We start from the raw sequence: 22012 nt of genomic DNA on the forward strand, positions 1-22012 counted from the left end.
GTTTTGTGGCAGTTTGTGGCTTACTGTGTCCCCCCCCGGGGCACTTTTTTCCCCGCCCCCCTGGTGTGGGGGGGGGGGCCATGTTGCTCCCATCACCGGGGCCCCGCCCGCCTACAATTTCAGGTGCGCGTAGGCGGCGGCGTCATCGAGACCCGGCTTCCCCTCGAAGACGAGCCAGGCGTCGAGCGTCGAGCGCCGCCACAATCGGCCGGCCCTGCCCTGCTTCCACCGTGCCGCGGATACCGTCCGCGCGCCGACGGGCCTCGACCCGGTAGGCACGCCGCCGCTGCTGCCACCTCCGGTCTGATGGTCAGCCCAGCAGTTTCCGCCCAGCCCCGCACCAACCGCTCTGCTGGGGAAACTGGCTTCTGCGCAGCCAGTTCCCAATCGTCGTTGGGCTGGCCTGCGCGGCCTCGGCTCTGTTGGTAATCATGAACTGGTGGAAGCCTTCCAGGAACGACGCCGCGCGCAGGCCGCCCAGGAGCTTCGTGGTCGTTTCCTCACTCGTGATGTACGCCGTGGCTGTCGTCGAGGACGAAGAGTGGCTTGGTGCCGTGGGCGGGTGCTTCGGCGGCGGTGACGGCTTCGGTGAAGTGTTCGAGCGGGAAGGGCCGGCCTTGCGGGATGGTCAGCACCCCGTCGGTGACGAGATCGCTCACCTGGGACAGCGCGTGCAGCGCGATCTCGGGTGAGGCGGTGCCGAACCAGCGGACCGTCTTGGTCTCGTAGATGACCGAGCGCGCCTGCAGCAGGATCGTCAGCGCGGCCGGGTCGGTCTGCCGATGGGTGGAGAGCGCGCCGTAGACAACGACCTGCCCTCCCGGGGCCAGCGCCTGGGACACCTGGGCACCCACAGGTCCCGCGACACAGTCGAGCGCCTTGCGCACGCCGGGCGGTCCCGCCGTCTCGGCCACCCGCTGCATCAGGTCCTCGTCCTCGGTGCAGATGACCTCGTCACCGCCGAGTGCCTCGATCTCCTCGACGGCGGCGCGTCGCCGTACGACATTGATGGTGCGGATGCTGAGATGCCCGCACAACTGGATGACGAGCCGGACGACGGTGGAGCCCGCCGCCGTCTGCAGCCGCCATTCGCCGGGCTCACAGTCGAGTTCACGCGTCACGAGAAGCAGTGCGGTCAGCGGGTTGACGGCGAGCTGGCAGGCGCTGAAGTCGCTCAGAGGGGCGGGGACCGGCAGGAGTCTGTGCGTGTCGGTCACGAGGTACTCCTGCCAGGTGCCGACCGGCGGGGGTCCGGGCACCGCCGGGATCGCGGCGACCACCACCCGCTCGCCGACCTGAGGTCCCTCGGTGTCCGGCCCCAGGGCCATGACACGGCCTACGCATTCCATGTGGCTGCTGACCGCGGGGAAGTCGAGGGAGGAGCCGTAGCGGCCACGCAGCACGTGCAGATCACGGGCGTGGATCGGGGTCGCCGCCACACGACCAGCGCCTGACCGGCCGCGGGTGAGGGAGCGGGCCGGGATTCCAGCCGCAGGACATCGGAGTGATCACCGGCCTTCACGGCCACGATCGCGCGCATGGATCGAGACATGAGTGACCTCTCGTCTCGCGGCGCCCGGGAGTCGGGAGATCAGGCGGGCGCTCCGGACTGCACCGGCCCCGGCGCCGCCCTGCACCCAGGCTGTCATCGGCGTCGGGTGTCATCTCACGCTGCGCCCGGTCCCTGGGAGATTCCCGACGGCAGCGCGCCCTGGCCACTCGCCTTGCAGGCCCACCCGGGCGGGGCGATCCTGAAGACGAGGCATGCCGACCAATCGTGTGAACCGACCGCACAGACCGCGGAGCCGACGGCGTCCACGGTCTGGTAGAGAGCGTGTTCCAGATGAGGCTTGTCGTAGATCTCAACCGCTGCCAGGGGTTCGCTCAGTGCGTCTTTCTCGCGCCGGACGTCTTCTCTCTGCACGGGGAGGAGGCGCTGATGTTCTCCCCCCGCTTCGATGAGGCACAACGTGACCGCGTGGAGAAGGCCGCTGCAGCCTGCCCGGTCCAGGCCATCCTCGCCGACTACTCCGACGAGCCGACGAAGCGGGTGGAGCCCCATGTCGGCTGACACGGACGTCGAGGTCCTGCGGCGCCAGGGCCGCATCGTCGTCGTCGGTGCCTCACTGGCCGGCCTGCGCGCGGCGGAGACCTTGCGCGCGCAGGGCTTTACCGGGTCCCTGACCATGATCGGCGACGAGCCGTACGAGCCCTACGACCGGCCGCCGCTGTCCAAGCAGGCGCTGCTCGGGCGGGCTCAGCCCGAGGACACCGCACTGCCGCGGCGGCGTGACATCGACGCCGAATGGCGTGTGGGCGTCGCCGCCGAAAGTCTCGACCGGGCCGCGAAACACGTACGCCTGACGAACGGCGACACCGTCCCCTACGACCGCCTGCTGATCACCACGGGAACCAGGGCGCGGCCCTGGTTCCACCCGGAAGAGGCGGCGCTGGACGGGGTGTTCGTGCTGCGTACCCGCGACGATTCCGCACGCCTGCGCCGGAAGCTGACGTCGGGCGTGTCCCGGGTGCTGGTGATCGGCGCCGGCTTCACGGGTTCCGAGGTCGCCTCCGCCTGCCGGGAGCTGGGCCTCGATGTCACGGTCGCCGAGCGCGGCCCGGCACCACTGGTGGGCGCACTCGGCGGAGTGATCGGCGCGGTCGCGGACCGGCTGCAGCGCAAGCACGGGGTCGACCTGCGCTGCGGCGTCAGCGTCACCGCTCTCGAGGGCGACGACGTGGGGCGGCTCAGGCGCGCCCATCTGTCCGACGGTTCGGCGATCGACGTGGAGGTGGCGGTCGTCTCGCTCGGTGCCCTGCGGAACACGGAATGGCTCGCCGGCTCGGGCGTCGCCGGGGGTCCCCGGGGGGTGGCGTGCGACGCCGGGTGCCGGGTGTTCGACGTCAACGGCATCGTCACCGACGACATCTACGCCGCAGGCGACGTCGCCCGCAGCCCCCACCCGCTGTTCGACTACCAGTTCCTGGCCCTGGAGCACTGGGGCAACGCGGTCGAACAGGCCGAGATCGCCGCCCACAACATGATCTGTGCGGGCCCGGACCGCCGTCCGCACCTGTGGCTGCCGATGTTCTGGTCCACCCAGTTCGGTGTCAACATCAAGTCGGTCGGTGTTCCCTCGCTGGGCGACCAACTGGTCGTCGCGCAAGGCGCCCTGGCCGAGGAGCGGTTCGTGGCGGTGTACGGCTACCGGGGCCGCGTCATCGCCGCGGCGTCCTTCGACGGAGCCAAGTGGCTGGGGTTCTACGAGCAGCAGATCGCGGCCGGCGCGCCGTTCCCGCCGGAGTACCGCGCGGTCGATCGCCGGACGCAGAGGCTGCAGCCCATCGACCCGGCCTTCCCCGACCCGCATCTGCCCACCCACGGGGCCACGGTCACGCTGACCGGTCACTCACCGAGCGAGCGGCGCGTCACGTTCGTCCCGGCGCATGCCTGATCGGCGGCGCCCTGCACCGCCTAGAGCCCTCAGGAGTCACCATGACGTCCGGCACCCTGGCCGAGCAGATCACCGACTACGCCAATCGAGCCGACCCCTACCCGCTCTACGCCGAGCTGCGCAAGCAACCGGTCCGGCGGGAGGACAACGGGATCTACCTGGTCAGCACCTACTACGAGGTACGGAGCCTGGCCAACGACCCACGGCTGAGCAACGACACCCGCAACCGCCCGCCCGGCTACGCCCGCACGACGAGCGCCGAGGACCAAGGTCTGCCACCGAGCTTCATCTTCACCGACCCACCCGTGCACGACCGGCTGCGCGAGACCATCACCCGGCCGTTCGGCCCCCCGCACAGCCCCAGATTCCTCGACGGCCTGCGCGGAGAGCTGGCCCAGGTCGTCACCGAACTGCTCGACGCCTTCGAAGGCAAGGACCAGGTCGACATCGTCGAGGACTTCTCCTACCCCCTTCCCGTCACCGCCATCTGCAAGGTCCTCGGCGTGCCACGCGAGGACGAAGCGCGCTTCCACACCTGGGCCGACGCCCTGGCGTCCGGAGTCGACCCCCAAGCCGGTGACGGCGACGGCCAGGGAAAAGCACTGCAGGCGCGCCAGGACCTGGGCGCCTACCTGTCCGACGTCATCGAGACCAAACGCCGCCACCCCGGCCCCGGAATCCTCAGCGCCCTCGCCCCCGAGATGACACCGGAAGACCTGGAGGCCACCGCGGTGCTGCTCCTGGTCGCCGGCCACGAGACCACCGTCAACGCGATCACCAACACGACCCTCACCCTGCTGCGCCACCCCGACGTCCTCGACCGCTTCCAGAAGGACCCGGACCTGGCCGTCCCGCTCATCGAGGAAGTGCTGCGCTACGAGCCCCCCGTCCAGTTCGTCCCGTGGACCACCGCCCTGGACGACATCGACGTCGCCGGCACCACGATCCCCAAAGGCTCACCGGTCTGGCTCATGCTGGCCGCCGCCAACCGCGACCCCAAACGCTTCGAGGACCCCGACCGCTTCAACCCCGACCGCAAGGACAACGAACACCTGGGCATGTACACCGGCATCCATTACTGCTTCGGCGCCCCACTCGCTCGCATAGAGCTCCATCTGGCGGTGCCCGAACTGTTTCGCCGCGTGAAGTTCTCCCGGCTGCTGGAGGACCCGCCGCCGTACCGCGCCAACGCGGTGCTGCGCGGCCCCCGCCACCTCCCTGTCGCCATCGAGGGCCTCGCAGCCTGAACACCGCCGCCCTGGCCAGCCCGGCCTGGCTCGACCATGCGACGCATTCGAGTGTGTCCACCGACAGTCGTCCCGAGCTTAGAACGCGCCTGCCCGTACGCTGTCGGCCGGTGGCGTGGACGACATCCGGGAGTGGGCATGGACGGTGCGGCGAGCGGCCCCGGTGGTCCGGGCAGCCTGGCTCTGCGGCTGCGACGCGAGCAGGACGTGCTCGCGCGGATGCGCGGGACCGAGGACCGGATCGCGGACGCGATCACCGCCTTCGCCGGCACCATGCACTTCGTCTACATCCACGCGGCGTGGTTCACGATCTGGATCGTGTGCAACATGGGCGTGTTCGGCCAGGAGCTCATCTGGGACCCCTTCCCCTTCGGGCTGCTCACCATGATCGTCAGCCTGGAGGCGATCTTCCTGTCCACCTTCGTGATGGTGAGCCAGAACCGCCAGGCCGCCCGTGAGAACGTTCGCGCCGACCTCGACTTCGAGACCAACGTGCGCTCGGAGGTCTGGTCGATCCACATGGGCCGCGCCCTGGGCGTCGACCCGACGGAGGTCGAGCACAAGGTGCAGGAGGTCCTCGCGGAGAACCGCGCCCGGATGCTTGGCTCCGGCCAGTCCTCCACCTAGCCAGGCCGCCGGCGAAACCGTCGCAGTGTGGTGCCTCGCGGCGGTTTCGCCGGCGTCAGCGAGTGAACAGCCCGGGGTTCTTGTGGACGAACCCGGCTACTCCTTCGGCTGACCGCCCAGTGATCTCCTTCATGCCGTCTGCCTGGCGGTCGTAGCGCCCAGCCGCGTGCAGGTGAGCCATGGTGGAGATGTGCTGGAGTACATGGGCCGGCAGTCCCAGCGCCCCGAGTTCATCGTCGAGCCATTCCTGCAACGGGACGTCGGTGTAGCCGACCGTGCGGTGCAGAGCATCGGAGATCTCCGCGGCCATAGCGGTGACGTTCTGTGACCGGGGACCAGTCAGCTCATAGATCCGGCCGACGTGCCCGGCCGGATCGGCCAGAATCTCCTCGACGGCGGCAGCGACGTCCCCAGCGGCGATCGGGGATGTCCTCGCCCCGCCGAAGGGCCACCTGATGACGCCGTCCTTGGCGATCGACGAAAACATGGTCTGGAAGAGCGGGTTCTCCATGAAGACGGTGGGCCTGACCTGGACCACGGGCAAGCCTGACCAGTCGAGAACCTGCTCGACCAGCCACTGCTGACGATGCTGATGCGACTCGGATCCGCTGGTGGCGTCCATCTCGGAGACGGTCAGCTGCGACATGTTGACGAACGCCTCCAGGCGTCCGTAAGCCCGCGCAACCGCCGCTGTGGTCACGGCAGCCAGCAGATACTGGCCCGACACGGCCATGCCGAAATACATCCGACCGCAGCCCTCGAGGGCGCCGGCGACATCACGGGCACACGTCAGGTCCCCGACCACGACTTCCGCACCGGTGGCGCGCAGCGCCTGGGCACGGTCGTCGTCCTGGCGCACCAGAGCACGGACCTGGAAGCCGCGACGCCGCAGTCCTTGGACCACGGTCCTGCCCACAGCCCCGACACTGCCCGCGGCACCGGTCACCAGAATGGGCCGCATGCCTGCTGCCGGGCTGTAGTTCATGGAGGCAGACTGCGGCCCGCATGACCAGGGCGCAACCGGGGTGACATCCAGCCCCGGCGAGGAGATCGGCATGCGTCCAAGACCCGACCCGCCGGCACAAGCCGGGGCCGCAAGGGTCAAACCCGGCCCCCTTGTCCGACCTGGTCGACCCGACCACGAACCCGACCACGACCCCTTGTCCACCCCTCCTCAAGGCGATCGGAAACCGCGCCGTGAAGCCTACGACGCCCGCAAGCAGGGCGAGTACGCCGCCCGCCAGCGGGAGCACCAGGAGGAACTGCGCCACATCGCCGCGCAACACAAGGCCGAGCGAGAGGCCAGCCGTCCGGTGTGCGCCGGCTGCGGCACCCGGTTCACCGACGAACGGTGGAAAGCCATCGAGCCCGCCGGGTGGGGCGCCCCACGCGAGACTCACCCGCACCTGTGCGACGACTGCAAGCACCAAGCCGTCACCGCCGAACGCCAAGCCGCGCAGGCCGGGCCCGAGCACCAGGAGCACGACCAGGCCGTGCCCGAGCAGAAAGCCGGCGGCACCTGGCTTTCCCGCTTCCGCAGGTGAGGCAACCGGACCGGTTTGCCAGCGGCAGCCGCTAGGCCGAACGGATGGACCGTAAGGACGAGTAGCTGCTACGGCGCCGACACGGCCACCCGGGCCCGCAGCAGGGCTTGGGCGAGCTCCGGGATCGCGCGGTTGGTCGGGCCGTTGGTCGGGCCGTGACCGGTTGGGGTACAAAGCGGAGCAGGCAGGGGCATCGTGATCATCGGGGTGTCGAAGCCTCAACGATTACGAGGTGGCCCGTGCCTGCCGCTGTATCTTCCTGATCCCGCCGGTGTTGGTGTGGCTGTGCCCGCTGGACATCGGTCAAGTCGCTGACCTGCGGTCTTTTGGACCTGGTGCCTGACCGCGTGTGAGGCGAAGCCGCTGGTATTTGCTGGGCTGGCTTGGACAGCCCCGGTCAGCCCAGGGAGACCTGCGTGACCTCCCGGAGCGCGGCCAGCACGGGGGCGTACATCCGGGCCTTGATGGTCCCGAGGGTGGCGCCCGCACGGGCCGCCTGCTCCCCGGCCACGGTGAGGGCGGTGGCCCTGACCTCGTCCTCGGCCACCGCCGCGTCGACGATGCGGGCCGCCGCGGCGTCGCCGCCCCCGTAACGGTGGGCGGTGAGCATGGCCTCGTGGGCGGTGTGCGGGGCCAGACGCCCCTGGATCAGCGCGCACATGCCCGGGGTGAAGGGGATGTTGATGTCGGCCTCGGGCAGGCACCAGTAGCCGCGGTCGGCGCGCATGACGCGGAAGTCGTGCGCCAGGGAGAGCATCGCGCCGGCGGCGAACGTGTGCCCCTGGAGCGCGGCCACGGTCGGCACCGGGAGGGCGAGGTAGCGCGCGAACAGGGCCTGTACGGAGGCGACGTACTCCTCACGCCGGTCGGCGTTGGCGATCAGCCACTCCAGGTCGAGGCCGTTGGACCAGAACTTGCCCGTCGCGGCGGTCACCAGCGCACGGGGGCCCTCGGCCTTCTCCACCTCGTCCAGGGCCGCGTCGACCGACGCGACCCAGTCCGGGTGGAAACGATTCTCCCCGTCTCCGAGGTCGAGCACGAAGACGTTTTCCTGACGGTCGAGCACGGGCATGACGGCTCCTTGGGACTGGGCACGGACGGATCGTGCCGCACGGTGAGAAATGTGCTGAGAAGAGTGGTGGGGGAAAGTGCTGGGGGAATCGGTAAGGGAGGTCGTGGGGGAAACGGTGGGGGAATCGGGGGGAGGCCGGGACGGGGGAACCGCGGCGGTCAGGCCGTCGCGTCCGGGCTGTCGCCGGGCCTGTCCCGCGAGGCGGCGGCCTCGACCAGCCGGTGCAGGGCCTCGGCCGTGCGGGTGAAACCGTCCTCGCCCAGCACAGCGCGCAGTTCGGCGTTGAAGCGGTCCAGTTCGGAGCGGACGGCGTCCAGCGCCGCGCGGCCCTCGTCGGTCAGCTCCAGCACCACCGCGCGGTGCTCGTCCGGATGCCGGTCCCTGGCCACCAGGCCCGCGGCGGTGAGCCGGCGGACCAGCCCCGTCACGGCGGACTCCCGCACCTCGAGTCTGCGGGCCAGCTCTCCCTGCGTGCCGCCCGGCCGGTCGCGTATGGCGTAGAGCGCGGCCAGCTGGGCCGTGGTGACACCCGCGGTGTCGAGGAAGCGCTGGTCCGCGGTGGTGCGCAACTGGTGCGCGGCGCGCTGGAGCAGGAAGAACAACCGCTGGTCGGAGGGGTCGGTCATGGCCCGATATTGACAGAGGGAACGGCCCGACGCCACCCTCATTTCACTAGTGAAGCGAGGTGTGACGTGAAAGACATCCTGCATCTCGAAACCGCCCGGCGCGTGCTGCCCTCCGAGCAGCCCTTAAGTGTGCTTGTCGATGACAATCTGACGGCCTTCGGCGCCTCCGCCCTCCTGCGCAGAGCCCGCGCCGGATCCGGCCACACTCTCCTGCCGCTCACTGCCGCCGACCACGCCCACCGGGACAGACCATGAACCGCTCGGGAAACCCCGCCACCCTCGCCCACGCACGCCGACGCGCCAGCCTCGACAAACGCCAGCGCATCCTGACCGCCCTGGCCGCTCTCGAGTACGACGGAACGCCGATCACCTTCACCGCCGTCGCCCGCGCCGCCGGCGTCTCCACCTGGCTGACCTACAGCCCCCGCATCCGCGAGCACATTGAGGCCGCCAGGAGACGCCAGCACACCCCCAGCCGGCCCGGCGAACCACCCGCCGCACCAGCAGCCCTGCGCATGGAACTCGACCTGGCCCACCATGAGATCCGGCAACTCAGGACCGACAGAGACCGACTCAAAACCGCTGTTCGCCACCAGCTCGGCCAGCAACTCGACACCCTCACCGCAGGGAACCTGACGGCCCGCGTAGACGAACTCACCCAGTCCAACAAGCAGCTCACCAACCAGCTCCGACAAGCAACGGCAGAGAACACCATCCTGCAGCAACGCCTCACCGCCGCGGAAGCCGACCTCACTGCCGCCCGTACCAGCCTGCGCCGGATGATCCGGACCGAGAACGTGACCCGATAGACGATCATCCCAGCCTGATCCGCGGCGTTGCCCTGTAGGGATGTGCCGCCCCATGGGGCATCCGTACGTACTACGTACGGATGCCTGTACGCTTCACGAGCGGTTAGGCGCGTACCAGCTGGACCCGGCGGACGAGCCTGTTCGCCGTCAGGTCCAGCGCATGGCGAGAATGAGAGCTGTTCCACGCGCTCGGGGGAGAGCGTCGCCGCTCGAGAGCGTTGGTTGCTGATCCATGCCCCTAGTCGCAGGTGGTGTTCTTCCGCCTCCGCCTTCTCACCGTCCCGGCCGCGCCGCCCCACTCACAACGGCCTTCCGGGCCTTGATGTCACTCGCTACGTCAGTCATCAACGGTCGCTTCCAGCGCAGGAGTTACACCGCTCAGCGTACAGATCCGCGCTTGAGGGTCCGGAGATGATCAGGGCGCGCTGGAAGGCGGACGAGCGTGGGCCCTGCCACTCCTGTTGAGAGTGGCAGGGACCGGAGTTTGAGGTGGGGTCAGTGGAGCGCGCTGACTTCGGTCGCTGACAGGGTCCGTGGGTAGACGTGGACGTCGGCGACGGAGCCGGGGAATGCCAGGTAGGGGGTGGTGGCGGAGGCGCTGTTGATGCAGCCGCCGAGGGTCAGGGGCATGGCGGAGTCGTACCGGGGGGCTGAGGTTGGTGGCGGTTCCTACCAGTGTGCCGTTCTGGTAGAGAGCCATGTTGCCGGTGGTGGAGTCCCCGGCGGCCGGTGCCCGGAAGGTGGCGACGAGGTGAGTCCAGGTGCCGATCGGGCCGGAGTTGTTGTCTCCTTCGGCGGTGGGGAAGTCGGAGTTCTGGAGATAGTACGACGATGTCGGTGATTCGCGATGAGCTCAGCTCAGGGCAACTCGTTCATGGCCGTAACCATGTAGCCAAGGGAAATCAGTACGCTAAAGTGCTGAATAAGTGGATATCGAGGAATCATAGAGACGGCGACCCGCACGACTTGATCGTGGCTAGAAGTCTACTTGGCGACCTTAAGTTGGCCCTCGCAGCGAATTGATGGAGATGAACGAAGAACAGTTCTTTCATGACCTCCTCCAGGACTTTCCGCAGCTTGAGAGCTTGCATGCCGAACATGTGGAGTTCTATGAGGAGTTCCTCTCCCACGTTTTCCTCGCAGATGTCGTCCGATGGGCGGTCAGCTTGTTCAGTGAGGTTGGCCAAGGCTCGGGTGAGGAGGTCATCGGACTTCGATTGATCAACTTCATCGAGGGTGCGTACGTGCGTGGGGATTGTGAAGTCAGGGAATTGATCAGGGTTTCTTTTGTTGAAAATTTGCCTTACTCTGATCAAGAAGGTTTCCGTATTTGTGAACACCTGACAGGGAATCTCTGCAGGATATTTGCGGAGCGTTAATCCCTGCGAGTGCTGCGTCGCGAGACGTGGTTGCGCAGAGCAATTTCATCACAGTCAGTTCAGATGGCCTCAGCGAAGATGAAGCCCCGCCGGGTGCGCCATGGCGGGGCTTCTGCGTGGGTGGGTCAGCGGGCGGGGGTGACGGTGACGGGTACGTCCGGGCAGTTGTCGTATGGCAGTCCGAGACGGAGAACAGGGTTCCGGGCTCAGCTGATCGGCGATGAACCCAGCAAGGCCCCACGCTCGAGCGTGCCTGAGGCGTCGGCTCGTACAGTGTCGGTCACATGCCGCTGGGCAGGTTCCCGGGCATCTGCGGTGGCGTTGGGATGTGATGGTTCGCCAGGTTGGCATCGCGGTTGTGGCGGTGGCGATGCGCCTCCGGGTCACCGTACTTCGCAAGACGCCGACGGCCGGAGACGATGTCCCGAAGGGAGGTCGCGACTCGGCTGAGCAAAGTGAGCATGTGTGTTCTCCCAGGTAGGTGGTGATCCTTGTTGAGAAGGATGCACCGGCTATGTAGGTGAATGCAGCCATTTTGAGCCGAACTTGAGGCTAGACGAGCGGAATGCGACTTTGTGCCGTTCGTGCCCTGGGAGTCCGCGACGGGCCCCGGCACCAGGCCATCGGCCGTCGGTGCCTTCGGTGGCCTTCGCAGCCGGGGCGGCGGCGTCGCGGTGGAACGTCGCTTCGGGCAGGTGTATCCGTGATTCTTCGCCTTGGCCTCGAAGGCCGGACCAGGATGCGCTGGATGATCCCGCCCTGCGCTCCGGGTGACGAACGCACAGACTGAGGGGCAGAACCCCCACGAAGGCCGGGCGTGAGCCGACGCACGGTAGTTGTCACATAGGCGCGCTTGTTGTCACCGGCGTAGTGGAGCAGGTGCGGTGCGGCTGTTTGGCATCACCGAGCAGACCGGCATGTGCTGCCTCGGCGCGGCTCACCCGAAACGCACCGCCAAGCTGCTCTGGAAGCCGGCCTGGTTCAACTCTGCATCGTGGCGAGCCAATCGGTGAGCAGGCCGTTGACCTCGTCGGGGCGTTCCTGCTGGATCCAGTGGCCGCAGCCTTCCAGGAGGTGGGAGGCGGACAGGCGGGGGAGGGTGGTGGGGTAGGCGTCGATGGCGTCGGACATCCAGGTGGTTGAGGCGTCCAGGGTGCCGCCGATGAACAGGGATGGCTGCTTGATCGGGGCTCCGTGGTGCGGGGCGAGGTCTTCCCAGTCGCGGTCCATGTTGCGGTAGCGGTTGAGGGCGCCGGTCAGACCGGTGCGCTCGAACTCCCCGGCGTAGATGTCGAGGTCGTCCTCGCTCAACCATGCCGGGAGCGGGCCGGCTGGGAAACGGTCGCGCAGCTGACAGCCCAGGGCGACGAAGTGCGGGTCGGGCTCGCCTTGGGCGGGCATGGTGCCGGCGGACAGGGCCGCGTAGAAGCCCGCGAGCCAGCTCCGAACGTCGGGCTCGATCTCCGCCTCGGCGCGGCCGGGCTCCTGGAAGTAGGAGACGTGGAACTCCTGCTCGGGTCCGCCGATCTGGCCGAAGATGTCGGTGGGGCGGGGGCCGCCGGGCGGCGCGTAGGGGACGCTCAGCAGGCCGACGGCCCGGAAGATTCCGGGGTGGAGCAGGGCGGAGGCGGCGGCGATGTTGGAGCCCCAGTCGTGGCCGACGATCACCGCGTTCTCCTCGCCGATGGCGTGCACGACGGCGACGTTGTCCTCCACCAGGTCGAGCATGCGGTAAGCGTCGGTCGCGGTGGGCTTGGAGGAGCGGCCGTAGCCGCGCACGTCGATCGCCACCGCCCGGTAGCCGGCCGCGGCGAGGGCCGGGAGCTGGCGGCGCCAGGAGTACCAGGACTCGGGGAAGCCGTGCACGAGCAGGACCAACGGGCCTGTGCCCTGCTCTACCAGGTGCAGGCGCCCGGCAGGGGCCTCGACGGTGCGGTGGCGGAGTGCGACGGTCGGTTCGGATCGCATGGCGGACTTCTCCTCAGTTCGCGGGCGGCCGGCGGGAACCCGTCGATCATGCGGCGCTGCGGCCACTCGGCGCGATCAGCGTTGCCATTCTGGCAAGGTTGCAGGACAGGGCGGCGAAGCGGCACGACAGGAAGGAACGGGGACGGTGGCAGGTGACGACGTGACCCAGACGCTGGCGGCAATGGGACCGCGGCTGCGGGTCGTGCGCGAGCGCCGTGGTGTCACACTCGCCGATGTCAGCCGCGTGACCGGCATCTCGCCCAGCACGCTGTCGCGGATCGAGACCGGCCGGCGCAAGCCCACCCTGGAGGTAGTGCTGCAGCTGGCGAAGGAATACGAAGTCGCCCTGGACGAGCTGGCCGGCACCGTACCCGCCCCTGCAGTCGAGCCCCGCAGCACGGCGCCGCATAGCTTCGGCGACGACAAGGCGGTGTTGCCGCTGACCCCGTACGTCGGCGGCCTGCACGCCCACAAGCGCGTCCTGCGTGCCGTCGCAAAGCCGCCTGGGCGGCCCCGACAGGTGTCCCACGAGGGCTACGAGTGGCTGTGCGTCCTGTACGGGCGGTTGTGGCTCGCGCTCGGCAACCAGGACCTCGTCCTGACTGCCGGGGACGTCGTCGAGTTCGACACCCGCATCCCCCACGGAGTCGCAAACGCCGGATCCACCGGACCGGTCGAGTATCTGATCATGTTCGGGCCCCAAGGAGAACGTCTACGGCTGCGCACCCCTCCAGCAGCCAGCCGCGGGACCGGTGACAGAAAGGCTGCTGAATGAGCAGTTGTGACAAGCCGCGTGCCTCGTTGGTGACAACCACACTGCTTCGGTCCGCCTGATCCGCCACGTCATCCGGTTCTCCCGGTAACAACTACTGAGCTTCGGCTCAGGGCGCCGGCCAGGGCGCGTTATGGGGTCGCAGATCTGCCTCCGGCAGGTCGGAGGCATCCCCTTTGTGTAGAGACGCTGGACTCAAGAAGCATGGGGCACGCTGGCGAGGCGCAAAGGTGGGGTAAAGGCTGAATCGGGGCCCTGCCGTCGTACGCTCACAGGGCCAAGATCATTGTTCATGTGTAAGGACGTAGGGTTCGAGTGCCCGCGGTGCCGCGCGGCCCTACCGGACTCGGATCCCCGGTTCAGCGTCTGGTGCCCAGAGTGCGACTGGAACCTAGACCCCCGCAGCGGTGACACCTCCTGCAAGGGCAGACCGCGTGATGCGGCCCGTCAGGAACGCGTGCTCGGTCGGGCATTGGCGGACGGAACGGGGTCAGCGCCGTGGAATGCCACGCGTTTCGGCGCACTGCTGCTGGCAACCGCGGTCAACGTGGGCACCGTCGCGCTCGCGGGTACCGGCGTGTGGTTGCTCGTGGTTGGCACCTGGCCGGAGCGGATTCTGGGCGCGGTGGAAGTTACCCTCGCACTGCTGCTTCGTCCGCGACTCGGGCGGATGCCCGGACACAACCTGGACCCTGCCTCCGCGCCGATGCTTTATGCAGTGACGAAGCGGATAGCTGCCGCGCTTGGCATCCGCCCGGTGGACGCGATTGCCGTCGATGCGCGGTACGGCTCGGGCTGCATGGTGGTGGGCGTGCGCCGGCGGCGCGAACTTGTGTTGGGCTTGCCACTGTGGGAGACCCTCCCCACAGACCAGCGGCTTGCCCTACTCGGCCACGATCTCGGACGTGCCTCGGCCGCCGGGGGGCTGAGCGACACCTGGATCCAGACAGCCCTGGATGCGCTCACCACCTGGGCGGACGTCATCACACCCACCCCTGCGCTGGAAGAAGCACGGCAGGGTGTGATGGACGCGAATGCGTTCCGTGCAGGCACAGTGGGTCAAAACACCAACGTCACCATGGGTCAGGCGCTTGCCCGGGCGCTACAGGAGCCGTTGGCTCACGGCATGCTCGTGCTTCACCGACTGCTGAGCCGACTCAACCATCACTCGTGCAGGCAGGCCCAGTACCGCGCTGACGAGATGGCCGTCCGTATAACCTCCGCCGACTCGGCTGACGGGCTGCTCCGGGCTCTGCTACTGCGCGAGACGGCCCGCTTCACTCTCGAACGCGCCGCCCGGGCCGGGGACGATATCTGGGCGCAACTGCGCGCCTCCCTGGCGTCGGTGCCGGATAGTGAACGTGAGCGGCGCCTGCGCCTTTCCCGACTGCCCGGTGATACGACCGACAACGACTCTCCACCCACCTACTTCCGCATCCGATTCGTCAACAAGATCTCTTGCCCCAACGCCGCGATGAAGCTCAGCATCCAGGAGTCTCAGGCGATCGATGCCGAACTGCTGCCCCTTCGGACCGCGATCGCTGACCAGCTTCGAAACATGGCCAGTTAGGGTTGCGGGAGTGTTTTCTCCGGGGGACCCCTATCTCTTCGGTCAAGGTCGTGGGTCAGGATGGCGGCAGGACGACCTGGTTCCGCACCTACTATGCAGGCGCAGCGACCGCAGCAGCCCCGGACCGCGGCGATGCTGCGGTCGCGGGTGGGGACCAGGGTGCTCAACGTTCGGCGGGCTGCTGACGTCGAGCGGTGACATGGTCGTACGGTTGGCCGAAGCCGTAGGCTCATGCCCCGTCGTCTGGTGGCAGGCTGGGCACATCGGCGCGGAAGAGGCTGACCAGCAATCCATACGGTTCGCCGCGCGGGGGAGCAGTCGGATACGGCTCGTCGGCCATCGCGCGCAGCCGGGCTTCCAGGGCGTGAGCCTCGCGGTTGGTGAGCCAGAGGTGGCGCAGCACGGTGTGCGAGGGCTGGCCGGGTTGGCTGGGCAGCATTTCGCCTAGCGCGGCGTTGATCAGGAACTCCGGCCCGACCGCCACGTCCTGGTGCACCTTGAAGCCGTGGCTGACCAGCGCGAAGTACTGCTCGGTGCCGCCGCGCACCTGACGGGTCTCGGCCAGCCGGACCAGTCCGGCCTCACGCAGTACACGTACGTGGTAGCCGATGGTGCCCTTGCTCATTCCCAGCACCTCGGCGAGCTGGCGCAGCGTCGCGGCGCGCTGGCGCAACACGTTGACCATTCGGTGACGCACCGGGTGCCCGAGGGCCTTGAACTGCTCCGCCGAGCGGAGCACGAGGTGGTCCTGCTCATCCGGGAGTTGCTCTTCCTGGCCGGCCTGACTCGCGTGCGCGGGGCGCTGCTCTTCCACCATGCTGAAAGTGTCCATGAATCCAAACACTTTTGACAAGTCCGTCATGCGGCCGCAGAATCCCGGAAAGCGTTGAGAGATCTCGTCGCTTAACTCACGGATACCCCAAGGAGTCCGATGCCCCTCGCTACCGCACGTGTCACAACCGGTCGCCCCGCCCGCTACGTCAAGCAGCTCGTCTCGCACATGGGCCACAAGACCACTGCCACCCTCGCCTCCGACGGCCGCGGCACGATCACGGTTGCCGCCGGGACCTGCACCCTCACCCCCGCCGCGGACCGGCTGGAGCTGACCGCCACCGCAGTTGACGCCGAGTCGCTGGCCCGTGTCCAGGACGTCATCACCCGTCATCTGGTGCGCTTCGCCACCCGGGAAGAGCTAGCCGTCCAGTGGACCACCCCCATCGACGGCGGCGACCTGGAGCCCACCGCCCCCGTCGTAGAGGAGTACCTGCTCAGCCACCACACGCCCACCGACGACGTCCTCGGCGAGCTGGCCATCGCCACCCGTGAGGCCGCTGCCGACGCCGCGCACATGCAGGTCTCCTCCGACGAGGGCACACTGCTCACGATGCTGACCCGGCTGACACACGCCCGATTTGCGGTCGAAGTCGGCGTCTTCACCGGTTACTCCACCCTCTGCGTCGCCCGCGGACTGGCAGAAGGCGGCCGGCTGCTCGCCTGCGACACCAGCGAGGAATGGACGGCCATCGGCCGGCCGTACTGGGAGCGTGCAGGCGTCGCCGACCGGATCGACCTGCGCATCGCCCCCGCGCTACAGACACTGCGCACACTCGGTCCCGAGCCGGTCATCGACATCGCGTTCATCGACGCCGACAAGGACAACTACCCTGCCTACTACGAGGAGATCGTGCGTCGGCTGCGTCCCGGCGGATTGGTGGTGCTGGACAATGTCTTCCTCGGCGGCCGTGTCCTCGATCCCGCATACCAAGAGGGCCACCACCTTGCGATGCGGCGTCTCAACGACCTCATCACGGCCGACGAGCGAGTGGACGCGGTGATGCTGCCGGTGCGCGACGGGATCACCATCGCCCGCCGCCGCTGACGCGCACCCCGCGGACTGTCGGTGGCCCGCTTCGACCGCAAGATCGAACTGCTTCTTAGGGCTCGCAGAGAATCAACATGCTGATTTGATCTCCGTGGGGTTGCTGTTCGCGAGGAACGCGGTGACGTCAGCAGGCGTGCGGAACCTGGCTGTCGAGGGTGGAACGCGCTCGGCCAGGAGGGGCTGGACTTGGTGAATGGCCCTGGTGAGGGTGCTGCCATTTACTCCGAAGAGCTGGGCGAGCAGGTCTCGGGTGCCGAGTTTGCGGAGGTAGAGCACGGTGGCCAGGACTCTCTCGGCCGTGGTCAGCCTGTCCTTCGCCCCTGCGCCGCGAGCGCGGATGCGCTCACCTCCTCGTAGCTGGAGCCGTCCCTGCTCACGTAACTCATCGAGTTTCGTGGTCAGTTGCTCGACGAGTTCGTCCAGCGCCGGTTCGGGCATGCCGGTCAGCTCCGGGTTGCGCAGACACTCAGTGCCGGACGGCAGGGATGGGCCGGCTGATCGCGGGCCGGCTTCATCAGCTGCGCTGGTGGTGTCGCGAGGCTGAGGGCGGAGGGTGTAGTTCCAGTCGCCGTGGAAGCGGTGCCGGTCCATCGTCAGGGCGTCGATGTCGCTGTCGGTGACCTTGATGCCGGTGTCGTAGGTGCCCCGGTCGAGTTCGGCGTGGACCTTCAGCCCGGCGCGGGTCGTGGTCGCCGCGATGCTGTTCACGATGACGTCGTGGCTGGTCAGCGGGCGGCCGCGCCAGTTCATGGAGATGTGGGAGAACAGCCGGTGCTCGATCTTGTTCCATTTCGAGGTGCCCGGCGGCATGTGGCAGACCGTGATGTCCAAGCCCGTCTCGGTGGCCAGTGCTGCGAGTTCCGCCTTCCAGGCACGGGTGCGGTAGCCGTTGGATCCGCCCGCGTCCGCGGTGATCAGCAGGCGGCTGGCGGCCGGATAATCGTGGTGGCCGCGGGCCTGCCACCAGCGGCGGATGGAGGCGACGGCGAACGCGGCGGTGTCGTGATCGGTGCCGACACTGACCCAGCCGGTGTTCGCGGCGACGTCGTAGATGCCGTAGGGGATGGCCTTACCGGGTCCCTGCCTGTCCAGGAAGTCGTGTGTCTTGACGAGTACCGGCTCACCGACCGGCCGCCATTGGCGGCCAGTGTTCTTGTAGTCACCGACGAGTTCCTTCTTCTTCGCATCAACGCTGATCACCGGCTGGCCGGCGTCCATGTGCTGCCTGGCCCGGTTGTTGATGTAGCGGAACTGGGCGTCACGGTCCGGGTGCTGCTTGCCTTCGATGGTCTTGGCGCCGGCCTGCAAGCTGAAGCCTTCCTCACGCAGTAGGTCCCCGACCGTGTCCGCGCTCACCCGGTGGCCCTGGAGGGAGAGCTCGGCGGCGAGATTCCTGGTCGACTTCACCGTCCAACGCAGTGGTGACATCGGATCGCCCCGCTCGTCGGGTTCCACCAGTGCCAGCAGCGCGGGCACCAGCCCCGGATCAAGGTCCGCGGCCTTCTTTCGGCCGCCACCGGGCCTGCGAACCCGGCCCAGAGGTTCCTCGCCGGCCTCCAGCTCGTCCATGCCCTTGCGGACCGTTGTCTCGCTGACACGGGCCGCCCGCGCGACGGCTCGGATACCGCCGTGCCCCAAGATCCTGGCTTCGGCCCCCATCAGCAGCCGTCGCTGCCGCTCATCGAGATGTGGGAACAACACCTCGAACTTGATGACGAGTTGACCGCGGGCTTCATCGGAGACGCTCATATCACAGCAACGAGCCGCATCACGGGAAGCAACACCTTGATTCTCTGCGAGCCCTAAGCAGATAGACGCCACGGCGGTGACGCGAGCCGGAGACAGGTTCGGGTGCCCGGCTCACCGGCTGGGCGAGCTTTCCACCAACACGCTGCTCTAGGTGCCGGCGCCAGTCTGCTCGGCGAGGCCACGCAGGATTGACCGGGCCGCTCGCCTCTGACGGAAGGGAAGGAGCTCAGCGGCGTTTTGCCACTGCTGCAGTCTCTTGTCATCCCAGTCAAGAGAGGTGCTACCGGGGGGCAGCGCAATCGCAAGGGTCAGAAGCTGCTCAACGACGGCGGCAGATTGGCTCTTGAGCCAGGCATGAAGCACGAGTAATCGATCGTCCGTCGTCGGTGGATCGAACTGATCGTCTCGATCTACGCAGTGCTCCCATGAGGTCAAGAGCTCAACCAACATGGCCGGATCGGTGAAGTGGACAACCGCACGCCGCAGCAACAGGGTGGCCAAGGCGTTAGTCACCACCGTCTGAAGACTGTCAGGGTGCCGACGTCGGCGCATGACCGCAGCCATCTGTCCCAGATGCTCCACGCTCACTCCACGAGCACGGGAAGTAGCCTCGGTGAGTGCGTCATGGCGCAAGGGAGGGCTGAGGAACCGAAGTCGCCGCACGGCCTCCTCTGGAGGGCTGCAGACCAGGAGTACCAGCAGGTTACGCAAGTCCTTCTGCGCCCAGTGGTTCGCCGACTGCCCCACCGAGGCGTGGTGCGCTTTGTGGATCGCATTGAAGAGGGCAACGTCAGAAATTCGAGCGGCTAGGAGCGGGTAGCTCTTGATGGAGAGACAGAAGGAAGCAGGAAAGGCTTTGGCTCGATGTCCGGATACCTGCCCGCAAGGATGGCGAGCGCCGCCGCCACTGACTGCGGAGCCAAGCTACCTATCTGCTCGAGAACATGCGCACGTTGGTCGTCTGTCCGTGCTTCCGCGTAGGCCTGGACGAGTGCCTCAAGTAACGTGAGCAAGTCTGGACCAGATTCACGCTGATCAGCTACATCGACCAGCAGCGTGGCAGATGCCTCTTCACTAGCAGCCGCCTCATCCCGCGCTCGGGTCAACGCCTCCTCGAGACTCTCGCATCGCTCCTCGGCCTCGCGAAACTGCGCCTCGGTCTCCCCGAGCTCGCGGGTCAGGCGATCCAGTTCCTCTTCGTAGCGCTGCCGCTCCAGACCCTGGTCCGCCTCCAGATCGCCGATACGGCGCTGCAGATCCTCGACCTCTTTGGCCAAGACCGATTCACGAGCTCGAAGACGAGCAACCGCCCGCTCAGAAGCCTCCAGCTCTAGGAGCACCTGGTGAACGCGGAAGCGCATGGGGTGCTTCAACTCGAGAGCCTTCTGCTGAAGCCGGTACAACTGGGGTCCGATATCGCGAGGTGCAGGGCTCGCGGAGAGTGCTTCCACCTCCCGCAGCACTGCCTCCACGACCCTCCAGTCGGGTACGTGCCCCCCGTCAAGTACCTCGAGAACGTGCCGGACTGGATGTTGAGTCGCCTCGCCATAGCCCGCTGACTCGCACCAGACTCTGCGATCAAAGCACGCAGCGCTGACGCAAACTCTTCAGCTGCACGTTTTGATTCCTCGCGCAGGCGTCTTCGTACCTCGGCGTCCGATGGGGCGGACCGGGCCGGAAGAGATAGGCCATGGCTCAGTTCCATCTCGCCGGACCCGCTCACAAGCACCGCCTTCCTGCTGCATCGATCGGCAGCGCTGCTGCGCTTCTACAGCGCATGACCCCCGGATGAACCTCAAAGGGTCGCGGCAGATGAGCCGCCTCGAGACCCCTGAGGAGCATCGATGAATGATCCCATCGACCTGCTGGTGCGTGAGGACAAACTGCGCACCCGCCCCCAGCCAGCCGATGCCCAGGCAGGTGCACGATGAAGGTATTCGAACTACTCGATGAGCTCGAGCTGTTGCTCATCGTCATCCTGCTGCTCCTCCTGGGCCTGCTCGAGCTGCTCAACATCCTCCTGGAGAAGCTGCGCCAGACAGTGCGGCTCTGGAGGCAAGTGTGCGGGCGGCGGCCCACAACGGAACAGGCCACCCACGCCAGCCAAACGAACCCCGAGGCACCTGGCGAGGTGTCCTTGAACATCCCGGATGTGCGGTCACCGCAAGCCTCTGCGAGTCCCTGACACGCCTAGGGCCCGTCGTTTGGATCATCTGGTAGTTGGCCAAGGCTACTGACTGGAGAGTCGATCGCGGTGTCGATCGCGGCGTACGCGTCGGCGCGGAGGACTTCCGCGAGGGCTCACTGGACCAGTTCGATGTGGGGATGCTCCGGGGACGCAGGGCAGACGTGGAGTTGCAGGCTGTAGGCGCTGGCGATGTCGAGGAGAGTGAAGTTCGAGGGCGGGGTGCCGAGGAGGAGCGGAGTCGGGTTCGTCCGTTCCTCATCAGGCATCCAGCTCTTGCTGCCGGAGTTCCATTCCGAGGACGCGATGGTGAGGAGCGGGGTCGTCTCGGTGCCGCATTCGGGGCATGGGCGGGGCATGGGGTCGGTGAGGCCCCAGCGGGTCCAGCCGCCGGTCTTCCACCCGGGGGCGTGGCACAGGTTGCGGAAGTAGAACTCCTGCGGGTCCAACGCGCCGGTGCTGTCCCACGCGAGTCCGGCTGTCTCCCACAGGTTCACGTCGCCCAACTGCTGCTGCAGTTCCTTGCTCAGCTCCAGGGGGCTGGGGTATTCGGTGATCTGTTCCGGTGCGAGCAAGCACGGTTCCGGCAGGTACCAGTCGAACTGGATCACGGGCGGCTCGGGCGGGGCCTTGAGGACGTCGGTGACGGAGGCGGAGGAACGCCAGAAGAGGGCGGTTCGGGGGTGTGCAAACTCCTCATGGTCGCAAGGGCACCACAGGACCTGGACAAGGTCGGCTCCGGGAGGGCTGGCCGGGAGAGGGACGTCGCGGGCGTAGAGCTGGGCCACGGGGATCATGGGAATCGGGCCGTCGAACCACGGGTGGCCCTTGCGGAGCCGCTGCTCGATCTCCCGTTCCTCGGGCGTGATCGCGGGTGCCTGGGGGTCGCGGAGCCGCCGCTCGGCCGCTGCTGCATGGATGCGACGCAGGATCCGGATCTCGTCCGGAGAGTGCATCTCGTCTGCCGCTTCACTGTCGTGCGGCTCTACGCAGTGGGGCCACGGCTCGTGGGGGGGGGGGGGCGGGGGGGGGGCCCCCCCCCCCGCCGGGGGGGGGGGGGGGCCCCCCCCCCCGGGGGGGGGGCGGGGGGGGGGGGGCCCCCCCGGGGCCGGCGGGGGGGGGCGGGG

General features: G+C 67.8%; 23 protein-coding genes. 12 read left to right on the forward strand and 11 right to left on the reverse strand.

The features are described 5' to 3' along the window. Nucleotides 1-500: 500 nt before the first annotated feature. Complete coding sequence (locus ACIBA9_RS30455) at nucleotides 501-1439, reverse strand: zinc-dependent alcohol dehydrogenase family protein (protein ID WP_399368019.1); 939 nt, start codon at nucleotides 1437-1439, stop codon at nucleotides 501-503. A 404-nt stretch (nucleotides 1440-1843) separates the two neighbouring features. On the opposite strand from ACIBA9_RS30455, the gene ACIBA9_RS30460 reads away from it, so the two are divergent. From ACIBA9_RS30460 to ACIBA9_RS30475, 4 genes are all read left to right on the forward strand, one after another. Further along, nucleotides 1844-2071, forward strand: coding sequence for a ferredoxin (locus ACIBA9_RS30460; protein ID WP_399368021.1), 228 nt, complete (start codon nucleotides 1844-1846; stop codon nucleotides 2069-2071). Continuing rightward, entirely contained in the window at nucleotides 2061-3455 is a 1395-nt protein-coding gene (locus tag ACIBA9_RS30465) for an NAD(P)/FAD-dependent oxidoreductase (RefSeq protein WP_399368023.1), read from the forward strand. The genes ACIBA9_RS30460 and ACIBA9_RS30465 overlap by 11 nt, the downstream gene beginning before the upstream one ends. A gap of 41 nt (nucleotides 3456-3496) precedes the next feature. Beyond that, nucleotides 3497-4702, forward strand: coding sequence for a cytochrome P450 (locus ACIBA9_RS30470; protein ID WP_399368024.1), 1206 nt, complete (start codon nucleotides 3497-3499; stop codon nucleotides 4700-4702). Between the two features lie 138 nt (nucleotides 4703-4840). Next, the gene (locus tag ACIBA9_RS30475) at nucleotides 4841-5329 is read left to right on the forward strand and encodes a DUF1003 domain-containing protein (RefSeq protein ID WP_399368026.1); all 489 of its coding nucleotides are present in this window, start codon (nucleotides 4841-4843) and stop codon (nucleotides 5327-5329) included. Between the two features lie 55 nt (nucleotides 5330-5384). Here ACIBA9_RS30475 and ACIBA9_RS30480 read toward each other — a convergent pair whose 3' ends face one another. Continuing rightward, on the reverse strand, nucleotides 5385-6314 hold the full coding sequence (locus ACIBA9_RS30480; protein ID WP_399368028.1) for an NAD(P)H-binding protein: 930 nt from the start codon (nucleotides 6312-6314) through the stop codon (nucleotides 5385-5387). A 175-nt stretch (nucleotides 6315-6489) separates the two neighbouring features. On the opposite strand from ACIBA9_RS30480, the gene ACIBA9_RS30485 reads away from it, so the two are divergent. Then, a complete protein-coding gene (locus tag ACIBA9_RS30485; protein WP_399368030.1) occupies nucleotides 6490-6873 on the forward strand; it encodes a hypothetical protein in 384 nt (127 codons plus the stop codon). Nucleotides 6874-7270: 397 nt separating this feature from the next. Here ACIBA9_RS30485 and ACIBA9_RS30490 read toward each other — a convergent pair whose 3' ends face one another. Together ACIBA9_RS30490 and ACIBA9_RS30495 are read right to left on the reverse strand one after the other, a co-directional pair. Next, nucleotides 7271-7945 carry an enoyl-CoA hydratase-related protein gene (locus tag ACIBA9_RS30490; protein WP_399368032.1) on the reverse strand — a complete coding sequence of 225 codons (675 nt, stop codon included), beginning with the start codon at nucleotides 7943-7945 and terminating at the stop codon, nucleotides 7271-7273. 158 nt (nucleotides 7946-8103) lie between these two features. After that, nucleotides 8104-8571: a MarR family winged helix-turn-helix transcriptional regulator gene (locus ACIBA9_RS30495; protein ID WP_399368034.1), complete on the reverse strand. Its 468-nt coding sequence runs from the start codon at nucleotides 8569-8571 to the stop codon at nucleotides 8104-8106. A gap of 66 nt (nucleotides 8572-8637) precedes the next feature. Here ACIBA9_RS30495 and ACIBA9_RS30500 point away from each other — a divergent pair, with 66 nt between their 5' ends. Both ACIBA9_RS30500 and ACIBA9_RS30505 read left to right on the forward strand, forming a co-directional pair. Continuing rightward, nucleotides 8638-8826 carry a hypothetical protein gene (locus ACIBA9_RS30500; RefSeq protein ID WP_399368036.1) on the forward strand — a complete coding sequence of 63 codons (189 nt, stop codon included), beginning with the start codon at nucleotides 8638-8640 and terminating at the stop codon, nucleotides 8824-8826. Continuing rightward, nucleotides 8823-9380: a hypothetical protein gene (locus ACIBA9_RS30505; protein WP_399368038.1), complete on the forward strand. Its 558-nt coding sequence runs from the start codon at nucleotides 8823-8825 to the stop codon at nucleotides 9378-9380. The genes ACIBA9_RS30500 and ACIBA9_RS30505 overlap by 4 nt, the downstream gene beginning before the upstream one ends. Nucleotides 9381-9875: 495 nt before the next feature. On the opposite strand, the gene ACIBA9_RS30510 is transcribed toward ACIBA9_RS30505, so the two are convergent. After that, a complete protein-coding gene (locus tag ACIBA9_RS30510; RefSeq protein WP_399368040.1) occupies nucleotides 9876-10010 on the reverse strand; it encodes a hypothetical protein in 135 nt (44 codons plus the stop codon). 398 nt (nucleotides 10011-10408) lie between these two features. Between ACIBA9_RS30510 and ACIBA9_RS30515 the strand changes: the two genes are divergently transcribed. Then, the gene (locus ACIBA9_RS30515; protein WP_399368042.1) at nucleotides 10409-10759 is read left to right on the forward strand and encodes a hypothetical protein; all 351 of its coding nucleotides are present in this window, start codon (nucleotides 10409-10411) and stop codon (nucleotides 10757-10759) included. A 981-nt stretch (nucleotides 10760-11740) separates the two neighbouring features. On the opposite strand, the gene ACIBA9_RS30520 is transcribed toward ACIBA9_RS30515, so the two are convergent. Further along, the gene (locus ACIBA9_RS30520) at nucleotides 11741-12727 is read right to left on the reverse strand and encodes an alpha/beta fold hydrolase (protein WP_399368044.1); all 987 of its coding nucleotides are present in this window, start codon (nucleotides 12725-12727) and stop codon (nucleotides 11741-11743) included. Nucleotides 12728-12872: 145 nt separating this feature from the next. Here ACIBA9_RS30520 and ACIBA9_RS30525 point away from each other — a divergent pair, with 145 nt between their 5' ends. Beyond that, nucleotides 12873-13502: a helix-turn-helix domain-containing protein gene (locus ACIBA9_RS30525; RefSeq protein WP_399368046.1), complete on the forward strand. Its 630-nt coding sequence runs from the start codon at nucleotides 12873-12875 to the stop codon at nucleotides 13500-13502. A gap of 469 nt (nucleotides 13503-13971) precedes the next feature. Next, nucleotides 13972-15069, forward strand: a complete 1098-nt coding sequence (locus tag ACIBA9_RS30530; protein WP_399368048.1) for a hypothetical protein — start codon at nucleotides 13972-13974, stop codon at nucleotides 15067-15069. Nucleotides 15070-15298: 229 nt separating this feature from the next. On the opposite strand, the gene ACIBA9_RS30535 is transcribed toward ACIBA9_RS30530, so the two are convergent. Continuing rightward, the gene (locus tag ACIBA9_RS30535) at nucleotides 15299-15901 is read right to left on the reverse strand and encodes an ArsR/SmtB family transcription factor (protein WP_399368050.1); all 603 of its coding nucleotides are present in this window, start codon (nucleotides 15899-15901) and stop codon (nucleotides 15299-15301) included. Between the two features lie 99 nt (nucleotides 15902-16000). Between ACIBA9_RS30535 and ACIBA9_RS30540 the strand changes: the two genes are divergently transcribed. Next, a complete protein-coding gene (locus tag ACIBA9_RS30540) occupies nucleotides 16001-16948 on the forward strand; it encodes a DUF2218 domain-containing protein (protein WP_399368052.1) in 948 nt (315 codons plus the stop codon). A 72-nt stretch (nucleotides 16949-17020) separates the two neighbouring features. On the opposite strand, the gene ACIBA9_RS30545 is transcribed toward ACIBA9_RS30540, so the two are convergent. The 3 genes from ACIBA9_RS30545 to ACIBA9_RS30555 all read right to left on the reverse strand — a co-directional run bounded on the left by ACIBA9_RS30545 (nucleotide 17021) and on the right by ACIBA9_RS30555 (nucleotide 20172). Beyond that, the gene (locus ACIBA9_RS30545) at nucleotides 17021-18700 is read right to left on the reverse strand and encodes an ISAzo13 family transposase (protein ID WP_399368054.1); all 1680 of its coding nucleotides are present in this window, start codon (nucleotides 18698-18700) and stop codon (nucleotides 17021-17023) included. A 147-nt stretch (nucleotides 18701-18847) separates the two neighbouring features. Further along, nucleotides 18848-19282 (reverse strand): hypothetical protein, encoded by a 435-nt coding sequence (locus ACIBA9_RS30550; protein WP_399368056.1) that lies wholly within the window; start codon nucleotides 19280-19282, stop codon nucleotides 18848-18850. A 224-nt stretch (nucleotides 19283-19506) separates the two neighbouring features. Further along, the gene (locus tag ACIBA9_RS30555) at nucleotides 19507-20172 is read right to left on the reverse strand and encodes a hypothetical protein (RefSeq protein ID WP_399368058.1); all 666 of its coding nucleotides are present in this window, start codon (nucleotides 20170-20172) and stop codon (nucleotides 19507-19509) included. Between the two features lie 455 nt (nucleotides 20173-20627). On the opposite strand from ACIBA9_RS30555, the gene ACIBA9_RS30560 reads away from it, so the two are divergent. After that, on the forward strand, nucleotides 20628-20885 hold the full coding sequence (locus ACIBA9_RS30560; RefSeq protein WP_399368060.1) for a hypothetical protein: 258 nt from the start codon (nucleotides 20628-20630) through the stop codon (nucleotides 20883-20885). A gap of 116 nt (nucleotides 20886-21001) precedes the next feature. Here the strand turns inward: ACIBA9_RS30560 and ACIBA9_RS30565 are convergent. Further along, on the reverse strand, nucleotides 21002-22012 hold a 1011-nt coding region (locus ACIBA9_RS30565; protein ID WP_399368062.1), incomplete at its 5' end, for a hypothetical protein.

It is taken from the genome of Streptomyces sp. NPDC051452 (assembly GCF_044454765.1).
GTDB lineage: Bacteria > Actinomycetota > Actinomycetes > Streptomycetales > Streptomycetaceae > Streptomyces.

Excerpts from the sequence above, each read along its gene's own strand:
- ACIBA9_RS30505 (WP_399368038.1), top strand. The coding sequence starts at position 8,823 with ATGAACCGCTCGGGAAACCCCGCCACCCTCGCCCACGCACGCCGACGC.
- ACIBA9_RS30465 (WP_399368023.1), top strand. The coding sequence starts at position 2,061 with ATGTCGGCTGACACGGACGTCGAGGTCCTGCGGCGCCAGGGCCGCATC.
- ACIBA9_RS30540 (WP_399368052.1), top strand. The coding sequence starts at position 16,001 with ATGCCCCTCGCTACCGCACGTGTCACAACCGGTCGCCCCGCCCGCTAC.
- ACIBA9_RS30495 (WP_399368034.1), bottom strand. The coding sequence starts at position 8,571 with ATGACCGACCCCTCCGACCAGCGGTTGTTCTTCCTGCTCCAGCGCGCC.
- ACIBA9_RS30490 (WP_399368032.1), bottom strand. The coding sequence starts at position 7,945 with ATGCCCGTGCTCGACCGTCAGGAAAACGTCTTCGTGCTCGACCTCGGA.
- ACIBA9_RS30480 (WP_399368028.1), bottom strand. The coding sequence starts at position 6,314 with ATGAACTACAGCCCGGCAGCAGGCATGCGGCCCATTCTGGTGACCGGT.
- ACIBA9_RS30510 (WP_399368040.1), bottom strand. The coding sequence starts at position 10,010 with ATGCCCCTGACCCTCGGCGGCTGCATCAACAGCGCCTCCGCCACCACC.
- ACIBA9_RS30470 (WP_399368024.1), top strand. The coding sequence starts at position 3,497 with ATGACGTCCGGCACCCTGGCCGAGCAGATCACCGACTACGCCAATCGA.
- ACIBA9_RS30475 (WP_399368026.1), top strand. The coding sequence starts at position 4,841 with ATGGACGGTGCGGCGAGCGGCCCCGGTGGTCCGGGCAGCCTGGCTCTG.
- ACIBA9_RS30515 (WP_399368042.1), top strand. The coding sequence starts at position 10,409 with ATGAACGAAGAACAGTTCTTTCATGACCTCCTCCAGGACTTTCCGCAG.
- ACIBA9_RS30545 (WP_399368054.1), bottom strand. The coding sequence starts at position 18,700 with ATGAGCGTCTCCGATGAAGCCCGCGGTCAACTCGTCATCAAGTTCGAG.
- ACIBA9_RS30560 (WP_399368060.1), top strand. The coding sequence starts at position 20,628 with ATGAAGGTATTCGAACTACTCGATGAGCTCGAGCTGTTGCTCATCGTC.
- ACIBA9_RS30535 (WP_399368050.1), bottom strand. The coding sequence starts at position 15,901 with ATGGACACTTTCAGCATGGTGGAAGAGCAGCGCCCCGCGCACGCGAGT.
- ACIBA9_RS30520 (WP_399368044.1), bottom strand. The coding sequence starts at position 12,727 with ATGCGATCCGAACCGACCGTCGCACTCCGCCACCGCACCGTCGAGGCC.
- ACIBA9_RS30460 (WP_399368021.1), top strand. The coding sequence starts at position 1,844 with ATGAGGCTTGTCGTAGATCTCAACCGCTGCCAGGGGTTCGCTCAGTGC.